This window comes from Bacillus sp. 2205SS5-2 (assembly GCF_037024155.1).
In the GTDB taxonomy this organism is placed as follows: Bacteria; Bacillota; Bacilli; order Bacillales; family Bacillaceae_K; genus Bacillus_CI.
The window spans coordinates 124,434-137,194 of the sequence record NZ_JAYKTS010000008.1 but is presented as its reverse complement, the minus strand read 5'-3'; the positions used below and the strand labels follow the sequence as shown (position 1 = coordinate 137,194).

Annotated in this window: 15 protein-coding genes; 14 read left to right on the top strand and 1 reads right to left on the bottom strand. The window is 37.3% G+C overall.

The features are described 5' to 3' along the window. The first annotated feature begins 336 nt into the window (after window positions 1-336). A complete protein-coding gene (locus U8D43_RS08010) occupies window positions 337-1,221 on the top strand; it encodes a patatin-like phospholipase family protein (RefSeq protein ID WP_335870659.1) in 885 nt (294 codons plus the stop codon). A 6-nt stretch (window positions 1,222-1,227) separates the two neighbouring features. On the opposite strand, the gene U8D43_RS08005 is transcribed toward U8D43_RS08010, so the two are convergent. Then, the gene (locus U8D43_RS08005; protein ID WP_335870658.1) at window positions 1,228-1,587 is read right to left on the bottom strand and encodes an SA1362 family protein; all 360 of its coding nucleotides are present in this window, start codon (window positions 1,585-1,587) and stop codon (window positions 1,228-1,230) included. A gap of 528 nt (window positions 1,588-2,115) precedes the next feature. On the opposite strand from U8D43_RS08005, the gene U8D43_RS08000 reads away from it, so the two are divergent. The 13 genes from U8D43_RS08000 to accB all read left to right on the top strand — a co-directional run bounded on the left by U8D43_RS08000 (window position 2,116) and on the right by accB (window position 12,754). Beyond that, complete coding sequence (locus U8D43_RS08000; protein ID WP_335870657.1) at window positions 2,116-2,652, top strand: YqhR family membrane protein; 537 nt, start codon at window positions 2,116-2,118, stop codon at window positions 2,650-2,652. A 254-nt stretch (window positions 2,653-2,906) separates the two neighbouring features. Then, window positions 2,907-3,350 (top strand): type II 3-dehydroquinate dehydratase, encoded by a 444-nt coding sequence (aroQ, locus tag U8D43_RS07995; protein WP_335870656.1) that lies wholly within the window; start codon window positions 2,907-2,909, stop codon window positions 3,348-3,350. Between the two features lie 4 nt (window positions 3,351-3,354). Next, a complete protein-coding gene (locus U8D43_RS07990; RefSeq protein WP_335870655.1) occupies window positions 3,355-4,416 on the top strand; it encodes a M24 family metallopeptidase in 1,062 nt (353 codons plus the stop codon). Between the two features lie 20 nt (window positions 4,417-4,436). Then, window positions 4,437-4,994: an elongation factor P gene (gene efp / locus U8D43_RS07985; protein ID WP_335870654.1), complete on the top strand. Its 558-nt coding sequence runs from the start codon at window positions 4,437-4,439 to the stop codon at window positions 4,992-4,994. Between the two features lie 927 nt (window positions 4,995-5,921). Continuing rightward, window positions 5,922-6,845 carry a stage III sporulation protein AA gene (gene spoIIIAA / locus U8D43_RS07980; protein WP_335870653.1) on the top strand — a complete coding sequence of 308 codons (924 nt, stop codon included), beginning with the start codon at window positions 5,922-5,924 and terminating at the stop codon, window positions 6,843-6,845. A gap of 1 nt (window position 6,846) precedes the next feature. After that, complete coding sequence (gene spoIIIAB, locus U8D43_RS07975) at window positions 6,847-7,362, top strand: stage III sporulation protein SpoIIIAB (RefSeq protein ID WP_335870652.1); 516 nt, start codon at window positions 6,847-6,849, stop codon at window positions 7,360-7,362. A 17-nt stretch (window positions 7,363-7,379) separates the two neighbouring features. Next, window positions 7,380-7,586 carry a stage III sporulation protein AC gene (gene spoIIIAC / locus U8D43_RS07970; RefSeq protein ID WP_335870651.1) on the top strand — a complete coding sequence of 69 codons (207 nt, stop codon included), beginning with the start codon at window positions 7,380-7,382 and terminating at the stop codon, window positions 7,584-7,586. 15 nt (window positions 7,587-7,601) lie between these two features. Further along, window positions 7,602-7,994: a stage III sporulation protein AD gene (gene spoIIIAD / locus U8D43_RS07965; protein ID WP_335870665.1), complete on the top strand. Its 393-nt coding sequence runs from the start codon at window positions 7,602-7,604 to the stop codon at window positions 7,992-7,994. Between the two features lie 23 nt (window positions 7,995-8,017). After that, window positions 8,018-9,202, top strand: a complete 1,185-nt coding sequence (gene spoIIIAE, locus U8D43_RS07960; RefSeq protein ID WP_335870664.1) for a stage III sporulation protein AE — start codon at window positions 8,018-8,020, stop codon at window positions 9,200-9,202. A gap of 10 nt (window positions 9,203-9,212) precedes the next feature. Then, complete coding sequence (gene spoIIIAF / locus U8D43_RS07955; RefSeq protein WP_335870650.1) at window positions 9,213-9,833, top strand: stage III sporulation protein AF; 621 nt, start codon at window positions 9,213-9,215, stop codon at window positions 9,831-9,833. Further along, window positions 9,823-10,473, top strand: a complete 651-nt coding sequence (gene spoIIIAG, locus U8D43_RS07950; protein ID WP_335870649.1) for a stage III sporulation protein AG — start codon at window positions 9,823-9,825, stop codon at window positions 10,471-10,473. Before spoIIIAF ends, spoIIIAG begins: the two co-directional genes overlap by 11 nt. A 15-nt stretch (window positions 10,474-10,488) precedes the next feature. Continuing rightward, the gene (locus U8D43_RS07945; protein WP_335870648.1) at window positions 10,489-11,052 is read left to right on the top strand and encodes a SpoIIIAH-like family protein; all 564 of its coding nucleotides are present in this window, start codon (window positions 10,489-10,491) and stop codon (window positions 11,050-11,052) included. Window positions 11,053-12,250: 1,198 nt separating this feature from the next. Beyond that, on the top strand, window positions 12,251-12,754 hold the full coding sequence (gene accB / locus U8D43_RS07940; RefSeq protein WP_335870647.1) for an acetyl-CoA carboxylase biotin carboxyl carrier protein: 504 nt from the start codon (window positions 12,251-12,253) through the stop codon (window positions 12,752-12,754). The last annotated feature ends 7 nt before the right edge of the window (window positions 12,755-12,761 follow it).

Genomic DNA, 12,761 nt, shown 5'->3' with positions numbered 1-12,761 from the left:
AGGTAGATATCCAAAAATCAAAACCAGCTTAAATCAAGTAATGGTGCCATAGCCAATCTTTAAAAATGGTCATTCCATTTTAGGGAGGGTGCTTTTTTGTGTCAAAATCAGCATCAAAACCCATTTTCGTATAAAAGAGCCATTAGTTAAAATAGGAAAAATTTGTTCCGATCTCCAGCAGCATCACCCAAAGCGCGTTATCAAATGTTTTGTCTTAGGGGAATCCCCTTAATGAACGAGCATTCTTCTCGTGAGATTCGGCATATCCGGTTCTAATTCCCTGTATTCTTCATTAGTAATGTATCAAGGGAGCATGTAGTTGAGGAGTGAATCTGCGTGAATATTGATTGCGTTTTCTCGGGTGGGGGCATAAAGGGCTTCGCTTTAATTGGTGCCTATCAAGCCATTGAAGAAAAGGGTTTTACTTTAAAACGAGTGGCGGGTACAAGTGCAGGGGCAATTATTGCAGGTCTAGTTGTGGCCGGTTATAAGAGTGAAGACTTAACTAGTATTATGTCGGAAATGAATCTAATGGAATTATTAGATCCGGGACTTCGATTTATACCCGGTCCTATAGGCAAATGGATTTCTATCTACTTTTATTTAGGGTTATATAAAGGAAGAAGGCTGGAAGAATGGATAGAAGGGAAACTTCGTGTTCGTGGAATCCAAACATTTGCCGATTTACCACCAGAATCATTGCGCGTAGTTGCATCTGATCTCACGAATGGACGTTTACTCGTTTTGCCTGATGATCTGAGTAAATATGGGATTGATCCTCAAGGGTTTTCGGTAGCTAAAGCGATTTACATGAGTGCAGCACTACCCTTTTTTTTTCAACCTGTAAAATTAAAAACGAATACCGGAAAGCTAATTGTTGTAGATGGAGGAGTATTAAGTAGTTTTCCGATGTGGCTGTTTCACCAGGACCAAATGAAAAAAACTCGTCCTGTTCTCGGCGTGAAGTTGAGTCATAGTTATGAAGACTTACCAAAACATGAAATTGATAATGGGTTGGATATGTTTGAAGCACTGTTTGAGACTATGAAGGAAGCGCATGATGCACGCTATATATCGAGAAAATTAGAAAAAAATATTATCTTCATTCCAACAGAAGGAATCCTAACCACGGATTTTTCCTTAACCGAAGAGAAAAAAAACGCCCTTATTGTATATGGGCGTAAAATGGCAGATGAATTTTTATCAAATTGGACGTATTGAACAGAGCTATAAGCTGGCTCTGTTTTTCTTTTTGTTCTTTTTACCTTCAATAACGGTTAATTTAACATCGGATCGTTTTCGTAAAGGGCGTTGTCGAGTGGCAGATTTCGTTGGTTTAGTTGATTTTGATTTTAGCCGTTTTCTAGACTGTTTTGCTGCATTCAAATAAGCTTTTTGTTGTTTGAAACCGCCACTTCCAAGTCTTCTCTTCATGATGAAGCGATATACGATAAAAATGATGCCTGCTGAAAGTACTAAATAAAAACCATATCGAACAATGCTCATCGGATCATTTAAGAGAGAAAACAAAAAGCCAAATATCGCAAGTGCAATTACAGAGAGAATCAATAGGGATCGAAAGCGCATAACAGTCACCTCCTCCTGATCTTTTAGGAAATACTTGTCTATATTTGTTCCTATATCATCATTTTAGACAATTTCTTCAGTATTTAATCTCAATTTCGGGTTGTTTTCCAAATTTAATCTTTCTTCAAGGCTCTTTTTAGATCCACTGTTTTATACCTATTTACCATTAAATGGAACTAATCGTCTTTTCAGTGATTTCGTTTGAAAACAGGAGAAGATACCTCAAAATATATTACTTTGAGAAGCGACATTTTTTGTGGAAACCGCTTTTCACCCTCCTTGTTTTCAGAAGTTTTAGGTGGGTTTGTTGAGAAGGTTACTTTCAACCCACACCCAATCGATACCGGGCTTGGTCCCCATTTCATTGAGTGCAATAGGCGATTGAAATCATTGTAACACTGCATAGCTTTTTCATTCGAGTTATTTCCATTCTACTAAAAAAAAACTTAATAAACTAGGATGTAATTTTATGAATTTTTTCGGAAGGTTTTTTGGAAGATGGACATAATGAAAGTAGGAGGTGTCATGATGGCAGAAGAAAATGAAATACAAAACCTCGAACAAAATCAAAAAGAAAAGCCTATTTCATTTGTGATGAATGTTGTGATAACTGGATTTATAGGTGGGCTTTTATGGAGTGGTATAGCCTATTTTGCGTATTTATTTCATTTTACCACGATTAACCCCAACATCATTTTTGAACCATGGGCTGTCGGTGGATGGAAGGATTCTTGGATTGGCTACATTCTAGCTCTTGTAGGTTATGGAATGGTTTCTAGCGGTGCTGCCCTTGTTTATTACGGCCTTTTGCGTAAATTAAAATCAATGTGGGTGGGTGCAGCATATGGAATTGGGTTATTTTTAGCTGTCGTTCTCATTTTAAATCCTCTTTTTAAAAGCATGAAAGGCTTAACTGAGATGGAACTCAACACATTGATAACATGTGTATGTGTGTATGTGTTGTATGGCGTGTTCATTGGTTTTTCGATTTCATACGAAGAAGAAGAGAGGAAAAAACAAGAAAGACAAGAAAGACAAGGAAGCGAAGAAAGCGTCCAGACCTAACGTATCATTGTTATTGCCAGTGATTGTTAAAGGCTGTTTTCACAAAGATTGTGGCTTTTCGAATTAGCCCTCAATTCGTGATGAAGATTGACTTCGGGCACCTTTACGCCCCATTTTTAACCCGAAATGAGGAATGAAAAGAGTATTTTCATCCTTTTTTGTATGCTACAGCAACAAAGTATGCGAAAAGAGCCTTATTAAAAGAGGTATGTTAGAATGTTCTTGGTGAACATTCTTTTTTTTAGGGTGATATAATGGAGAAGTTATTGTTGTTAAATGGGCCTAATCTTAATCGATTAGGGAAAAGAGAGCCGGAGATCTATGGTTCTACGACGCTCAAACAACTAGAGGAGAAAATGAGAAACATTGCTCATGGAAAGGGCTATGAATTGGAAACGCTTCAATCAAACCATGAAGGGGTATTGATAGACGCCTTACATTTAGCAGAGGATAATGGGATAAAAGGGGTTGTCATCAACCCTGGTGCCTTAACACATTATAGTTATGCTCTAAGAGATGCTATTGCGTCCATTTCTACCCCTGTGTTTGAGGTCCATATCTCAAATATTCACGCACGAGAATCCTTTCGGCATAAATCCATTACGGCACCTGTGACAAGAGGACAGATTGTCGGTTGTGGAATGTTTGGCTACGAATTAGGTTTAGAAGCTTTAATAAAATTTATTAGGGGAGTGTAGCAATATGAATAAATTAACCAAATTAAGAGAACAAATGTCCAAAGAGAATATTGAAGGTCTATTATTATCCAGTACATATAACAGAAGATATATGACTAACTTCACAGGTTCTTCAGGTGTAGCAATTATCACAGAAAGTCAGGCATTATTCATCACTGATTTCCGTTACACAGAACAAGCGATGTCTCAGTGTGAAGGGTTTGAAATCATTGAACATAAAGGGTCGATTGTGACTGAAGTAGCTAAAAACGTAAAAGAACTTGGGATAAACAAGTTAGGGTTTGAAAAAGATCATATGACCTATACCACGTATGATGCGTATAATAAAGAACTTGAAGCAGAATTAGTTCCAGTGGCTGGAGTGGTCGAAAACTTACGCTTGATTAAGACCTCATCAGAGATTAAGATATTAAAGGAAGCTGCTGACATTGCAGATGCTGCATTTAAGCATATTTTGGATTACATTCAACCTGGCAAAACAGAGCTTGACGTTTCCAATGAGTTAGAATTTTTTATGAGAAAATGCGGTGCAACCTCTTCGTCTTTTGATATTATTGTGGCATCTGGACATCGTTCTGCTTTACCCCACGGTGTTGCCTCTGAAAAGATCATCGAAAAAGGAGATTTTATCACGTTAGATTATGGTGCATACTACAAAGGCTATGTTTCTGACATGACTCGTACAATTTCTGTAGGTGAGCCAAGTGATAAGCTAAAAGAAATTTATCAAGTGGTGTTAGATTCACAACTAAAAGCTATGGATGAGATCAAGCCTGGTATGACGGGTAAAGTTGCTGATGCTATTGCCCGTGACTACATAAAAGAGAAAGGCTATGGTGAATATTTTGGTCATTCACTAGGTCATGGAATTGGATTAGAAGTTCATGAAGGTCCAGGACTCTCCTTCCGGTCCGATGTGGTATTAACTCCAGGGATGATTGTCACAGTTGAACCTGGAATTTATCTAAAAGGAATCGGTGGCGTGAGGATTGAAGATGATACAATCATTACAGAAAATGGAAATGAAGCACTAACCCATTCGACCAAAGATTTAATTATTTTGTAAACGATACAGGAGGATATACAATGATTTCAGTAAATGATTTTCGTACAGGATTGACCATTGAAGTGGATAATAGTATTTGGCGTGTGATGGATTTTCAACATGTTAAACCAGGTAAAGGTGCGGCATTTGTTCGTTCTAAATTGCGTAATCTTCGTACAGGAGCTATTCAGGAAAAAACGTTCCGTGCTGGTGAAAAAGTAGGGAAAGCTCAAATTGATAACCGCAGAATGCAGTATTTATATGCTAATGGCGATATGCATGTTTTTATGGACAATGAATCATATGAGCAAATCGAGCTTGCTGCTTCTGCAATTGAATATGAATTGAAATTCCTTAAGGAAAACATGGAAGTACAAATCATGATGTACCATGGTGAAACACTAGGTGTGGAACTTCCTAACACTGTTAACCTTGTCGTGACTGAGACTGAACCAGGAATTAAAGGGGATACAGCTTCAGGCGGGACTAAACCAGCAACTGTTGAAACTGGATTAACTGTGCAGGTTCCATTTTTTGTGAACGAAGGAGATGTGTTGATTATCAACACCACTGATTCTAGCTACGTTTCACGAGGATAAATCTAAAAGAGGAGAAAAGGGGGAGCCCTTTTCTCCTCTTTTTTTGATATGGCTGTTTTCGCTAAGATTGTTGCTTTTCACATCAGTCAATAAACAGAGATATCGCTTTGTTTCGGGGCATCTTTTCGTCTATTTTAGATGGTATCAACAGAAAAATGGATGACTTCATCAAAAGTTTGACTAAAGAGCCTTTTAGTAGTGTAAATCCGCTTAAAATAACAGCTACCGGAGAATCAATAGGTAACAAATATATTTTAATAAATACTTTAGAAATATACATCAGAAGAATTGATATAACTGGAAAGCCTAAAGATAGATAACAAAGCCAAGAATATTGTTTGTTTCATTCTCCCTGCCTTCGATATCAAGAAAGAATTTCTAGTAATATTCCACACAAGATATGTTTTAAGAATGTTTGATGCTTAGGATCCCCCCTTTTTCCAAATTATCTATTAGTACCTTTTAATCTATCACTAAAAGTATTTTCTTTATGAATTCGTTTTGTTTAGGTTCTTATGCTAGAATCCTGCTCTTTTGCTGAACAAAATTTTTCATAATATCTATATTTAATTTCACATAAATATCCAAATACCTTAGAGTATCACTACTAAAACTATTTTAACAACCATATTCACACCAAAAGTCTTAACAAATCCACAAACATTACAATAAATAAGAAGACTTATGAAGTGTATGTCGATTCATATAATACGTAGAGTCAAGAATTCAAAATAATGATGATAAAACAATAAAATAATCACTGAGAATTTCGCTGTGATATCTAGTGTGTTTTGCTTTGATATTTACATGTTGACACCTATGAAGTAAACCGGTTACTCTTCTTGAACCTCTTCTTTCTTTTGTCATAAATCAACTCTATTAGAATACATTTAAGTATCGGGAGGCCTGTACAAAGGAGGAGGGAACATGGAAGAGGTATTTGCTATTTTACCAAGTGCCATTAGACAGTATGTCTTGGCATTGCCTGACATCGTATTAGAAAATTTAGAAGAAATTCGGATCCGAATCCAAAGGCCGCTTGAAATTACTGCTAAAGGGAAGCCTCTTTTTCTCTCATACGTAGTGAAAGCTGAAGATGCTGAGGCGTTGATCAATCGACTAGCTCAGTATTCATTTTATACGTTAGAAGAAGAACTCAAAAGAGGATACATTACAATCTCTGGTGGGCACCGAGTGGGGTTAGCTGGCAAAGTGATCCTAGAACATGGGGAAGTGAAGGCCATTCGACAACTCTCTTCCTTTAATATACGTGTAGCAAGGCAAAAAATTGGAATAGGCGACCCGTTAATACCGTATTTATTCGATAAAAAATGGATGCATACCATGATTATTGGTCCTCCACAAACTGGAAAAACTACCCTTCTTCGGGATTTGGCCCGCGTTCTTTCGACGGGATTGGAAGAACAAAAGGTTGAAGCGAAAAAAGTAGGCATTGTGGACGAGCGCTCAGAAATAGCTGGATGTGTCAAAGGGGTTCCACAATTAGCCTTTGGGCACCGAGTGGATGTGTTAGATGCTTGCCCAAAGGCTGAGGGGATGATGATGATGATTCGTTCTATGAGTCCTGATGTACTTATTGTGGACGAGATTGGAAGAGAAGAGGATGCGAAGGCATTGCTTGAAGCAGTAAATGCAGGAATAACGTTAATGATGACAACACACGGACATTCCTATTTAGATATAAAGAAACGACCGATTCTAAAAAAAATAATGGATTTAGGAATCATAGATCGTTATATCGAACTTTCGAGGGAGTCTGGTCCTGGAAGTATCTCGACTATTCGTGATGCTGAAGGACGATGTCTGCAATCAAAAGTGAGTGTGACTTAATATGATTAAGCTCATTGGTGCAGTATTCATTTTATTAGCAACAAGCTGGGCTGGTTTTGAAGCAGCAAAATATTTAAGTGAAAGACCGAGACAATTGAGAATATTAAAAGTTGCCCTTCAGTCTCTCGAAGCGGAAATAATGTTTGGTCATACACCGTTACATGAGGCGGCAAGAAAACTCTCAAAACAACTTCAAAAACCGATTTCGTGGCTGTTTGAATCATTTGCGGAGAGACTTACATCGAGAGAAACGACGGTGAGAGATGCTTGGGAAGAAAGCTTAGATGAGGTTTGGAAATTTACTGCTTTTAAACGTGGGGAATACGAAGTAATGAAGCAATTTGGTGAAAATTTGGGTCGCTATGACCTTCAAACACAACAAAAACATATACTGCTTGCTTTGACGCATTTAGAACGAGAGGAAGAAGAAGCCAGGGATAAACAGCAGCGATATGAAAAAATGGCTAAAAGTCTCGGTGTACTAAGTGGCTTATTATTAATTATTTTACTGCTTTAAAGGAGGACAAGATAAAGATGGGCTTAGATGTTGATATCATCTTTAAAATTGCTGGAGTTGGAATTGTAGTCGCCTTTCTTCATACCATCCTAGATCAAGTTGGAAAAAAAGAATATTCCCAATGGGTCACCCTATTAGGTTTTATCTATATCCTGTTTATGGTGGCGTCGATTGTAGATGAATTATTTCAGAAAATTAAATCTGTATTCCTTTTTGAAGGTTAAAGGGAGGGAAAGACGATTGAGATTATTCAAATCGTAGGCCTGGCCTTTATCGGTACGTTTCTATCATTGATTGTGAAGGAACAAAAACCCAATTTCGCTTTCTTGCTCGTAGTGTTTGTAGGTTGCATGATATTTATTTTTTTAATTGATCAAATTGCGTTAATCATCACAATGATTCAGCGAATTTCTGTAAACGCAAATGTAAATATGATTTATCTGGAAACCATCTTAAAAATTATAGGTATTGCCTATATAGCTGAATTTGCTTCTCAAATTACAAAAGATGCGGGACAAGGAGCTATAGCAGCGAAGGTAGAGCTTGCTGGAAAAATTTTAATCCTCGCTATGGCTGTACCAATATTAACTGTAATCATTGAAACGATCATCAATATGATTCCAAATAGTTAAAGGAGATAAACGAGGTGAGCCTGTTGCATGTAAAAGTCGTCGCAGTGTTCGTACTAGTCATTCTACTTTGTCTCACTTCAAGTGTACAAGCTACAGAAAATGAGAGGAATAGTCAAGAAGAGCAGCCTTTTGTCGAGCAACAATTGGATGAGCTAGGTGTTGAAGAGCTTACAATATTTTGGCAAGATATTATTCAGCAATACGGAGGATTTTTACCAGAAAGCCAAAGAGGAAGCTTAATTGACTTTATTAAAGGAGACAAGAAGTTCTCCTTTGACCAATGGATCTCCGGAATACTGAAATTTACCTTTCAAGAATTAGTACTCAATAGTAAGCTCTTAGGAACATTAATTATATTAACGATTTTCAGTATGTTTTTACAATCGCTACAATCAGCATTTGAAAGTGGGACTGTGAGCAAGGTAGCGTATGCAATAGTTTATATGGTGTTAATTATTATCGCTCTCAATAGTTTTCATGTAGCCATGGAGTATACCATTGAAACTATTGACACGATGATTCAGTTTATCTTAGCACTTGTTCCTTTGCTGCTAGCTTTAATTGCATCGTCAGGGGGGATGGTTTCTGCGACATTCTTTCACCCCATCATAATATTTCTCATGAACACGAGCGGCTTGATGATTCAATTTATTGTGCTGCCTCTCTTATTTTTATCGGCCTTATTGCATATTGTCTCCACGATAAATGATGAGTATAAGGTCACTCAATTAGCTAATTTATTACGAACGGTGAGTATCGGGTTGTTGGGGGCCTTTATGACCATTTTCTTAGGCGTATTATCTGTGCAAGGAGCGACAACGGCAGTTACTGATGGAATCACCATTCGAACAGCTAAATTTATTACAGGAAATTTTGTTCCGGTGATTGGGAGGATGTTCACGGACGCAGCAGATACAGTCATTAGTGCTTCTGTGTTGTTGAAAAACACTGTTGGAATCGCGGGTGTAGCAATCCTGTTAGTGATTGCGGCCTTTCCAGCGATACAAATTTTAGTTATCGCTTTTATATATAAGCTCGCAGCAGCCCTTCTTCAACCAATCGGAGGGGGACCAGTGATTGCATGTTTAGACATCATATCTAAAAGTATTATTTATGTGTTCGCTGCGTTAGCCATCGTTTCCTTTATGTTTTTTCTCAGTCTAACGATTATGATTGCTGCTGGAAATATTACGTTAATGGTTAGGTAGGAGGGATACAATGTCTTTTTTGACAGAATGGATTACGAATATTATTTTGTTTGTTTTGCTCGCTACCGTGGTCGATATGCTCTTACCTAGCTCTATCATGAAAAAATACACGAAAATTGTTGTAGGTTTGTTATTAATTACGATTATTCTGACCCCTTTGTTTCAATTCTTAACAAGTGATTTTGAAGAAGTGATTGCCAATATGCCACTACAAAATCAAACTGAAGAGGCTAGGGTAGAAAATTTAATTGAAATGAAGAAAAAAGAAATACAAGCCACACAAGATGCATATATTTTAAAACAGATGGCTGTCCAAATGAAAGAAGAAGCACAAGCGGTGTTAGGACAGGATGCGGGTTGGATGATAGGACACGTGGAATTAGAAGCCGACCATTTAACGTCGTTTCCAGAGGGGTTGTCAAAAATATTGGTTTATCTTTCCACAGAAGCCGAACGTGATGAAGGGGTCGCTCCCATCCAAGAGGTGTCGATCACCACGACTGCACCCATCAAAAAAGCGTCAAATGCATGGGGAGAACTATCGGCTACACTTGCTGGAGTTTGGTCGGTAGAAGCAGAGCGGATCTTCATATTTGAAGAAGGGAGGATAGAAAAAAGACATGAGCTCTAAACAGGATCCTTTTGATTGGATAAAAAAGTGGCTAAAGCCGGGTGAAGATAAGGATGCATCTAAAGGGAAGCTTACAAAAAAACATTATTTTCTCATCGTCCTTTTGCTAGGAGTAGCGTTTATGCTTTTAACTGATCTTTGGTCACCAAAGGAACAGGCAGTAGATGTTTTTGTTCCGAAATCAGAAAGTCAAGAAAGTGTTGAAACATTCGGGGCAACCACTGAACAGCACTCGAAAATTATTGAAAAATACGAAGAGCAATACGCGACCCAACTGAAGAAAGCTTTGGAAGAGATGGTGGGTGTGGGAGAGGTTTTCGTGGTAGTCAATGTAGATGCAACCGAATTAAAAGTGTATGAAAAAGATTCTTCATCTCAGCATCAAACCACAACGGAAACTGATCAAGATGGTGGAAAAAGAGAAATCGAGGATCAATCAAAAGATGAGAAAATTGTCATTATTCGTAAGGGTGATAAGGAAACTCCAGTTATCCTTGAAACAAAAAAGCCACCCATCACGGGGGTTCTTATAGTTGCTAAAGGTGCTGATAATATACAGGTGAAAAAATGGATTGTAGAAGCCGTTACTAAGGTATTAGGGATTGGAAGTCATCAGGTTTCTGTAATGCCAAAGAAATAAAAGGGGGAAGGATATATGTTACTAAAAAAGCAAACAGTTTGGTTATTAACAATGCTTAGTCTTGTGGTTGTACTATCGGTTTATTATGTGATGTCACCGACAGACACACCAAATATGGCAGCTGTTGATACGGAGGGGGAAGAGACCGCTGTCACGGAAGAGAGTCCTTCTGACGCAGTAGCAGAGAGTGATGTTGAAATTGTAAGTGAAATAACAGATGATCCTGTGTTTACCGCACTTCGTATGGATATTGTGGAAGAGAGAGATGAAATGATTGGTGATTTAATGGCGATTGTGGCCTCGGCGGATGCCTCGACGTCTGATAAAAACACAGCTTATGGCGAAATGCAAAAGATAAGAGAGTTGAATACTCAAGAAAAAACACTAGAATTTATGATAAAATCCAATGGATACGAAGATGTTTTTGTGCGAACTGTCGATGGGAAAGTGAAAGTGACTGTTAAAGCAGGAGGTACGGAGCCGACAAGAAAAGAGGCAAATAACATCATTCGGATGGTACGAGATGAGTTAGGGACATTGCAAAATGTTGCTGTGGAATTTCAACCTCTGAATGAATGAAAATTTTTCCTTATTTAAAACTGAAGGCTAACCTCCTTGGGTAGATTCACTCATCATTTCATTCCGGGTAGGATCAGAAAGGCCCCTTTGATGAAAGTAACGACTTGAACAGTATATCATTCAAAAAGCTGATTGTGATCCAATCAGCTTTTTGATGTCTGATGAGTGTAAAAAATGCGTTTATTTCTTGCCATGTAATGTTCGATTTGACCGATCTGTTGATATTGCATTTTTTGAGAACGAAGATCAGATGAGAGTCCTTGTTGGCAGACAATTGTTTCTGCTAGATTGAACTTTAATGAACCTAGCTGTAATTGTAATACCTGTGATATCTGCTTGTTTGGTTCAGCTGATTTCTAATTGGATTTACATTGGTCTAAACTGTGTGAAGCGTGCTGTAGAGGATCGCTAAGCCATATTCACTACTTCAAGGTCTGATTTGCTTTCGTTAGGCAACTGAATGAAATATTAGGGAGCTCTGAAAAGTATCTTCCAAATTCTCGGGTAGGGTAGCGGTGACTAAACTGAACAATAAATAGAGCCTATACTGAAAAGCTAAAAGGGTTTAAGGATAAAGATAGTCATGCTGACAAATCCTGATGAAGAAGCACAAAACCTTAAAAGTTTTCTGTAGATAGCCGATATTGCTAAAATAAGAAAAAATAAAAAAACTGTGGTTTGTGGGAAAACGTAATTTTTTCAATAGAAATCATTCTTTTTAGTTGGATTAATGAATTCATGGTTCACTCTTCAAGTAAGTTTGATAATTCTATAAATTAGGCTATTTCCACATAGATCTTTGCTTTTCCCTGCAATATATATATAAGGGACGATAGGTTTCGGGGCATATTTTCCTGTTTGTTAAAGGCTGTTTTTGATGGAAATCAACCGTGAAATGGAAGATTTAATCAAGAATAAGATGAAATAGCTACAATGTATACGAAAAGAGCCTTGTTGTATGACATTACTGCTGAAAAAGGAGAACTTCTTTGAATTGTCAATAAAATAGTAACAATTCATACAAGAAGAACGATAAATTAAGACGAAAATGTAAGATATCCATTTTATATTCGCGGAAAAAGGATTAAAATAGAAATAAGTGAAAACGCTTTAAAATATTTCACAATTGAATTTAGACTAGCTGTTATTGTATGATATTAGTATCTAGTCATAATTATTATTCTAAGGGGTGTCTTATATGCTAAAAGTACAAGAGATTCGTGAGCTAATTAAGCTTATTGATAATTCAAGTATTGACGAATTTGTTTATGAATATGAAGGTAGTAAAGTTAAAATGAAAAAAGGAATCGGATCAACTGTCCGAGTACCAGAAGTTGTGTCGGAAATATCAAAGGCGCCAGTGAATGAAGAACTTCCAAAAGCTATTGCTGCAGTGTCAGCTGAGGTGTCTAATGAAACCAAATCTAAACAAACTGAAAAAAATTTAGATGAAGCGAATGAAAATTTACATAAAATCACATCTCCTATGGTGGGTACGTTCTATCAATCTCCTTCTCCTGAAGCTGATAATTATGTAAAAGTAGGAGATAGAGTATCAAAAGAAAGCGTTGTATGTATTGTTGAAGCAATGAAGCTTTTTAATGAGATCGAAGCAGAAATAAGTGGCGAAATTGTTGAAATTTTAGCTGAAGACGGGCAACTTGTAGAATATGGTCAACCACTCTTCTTAGTGAAGATATAAAGGAGCG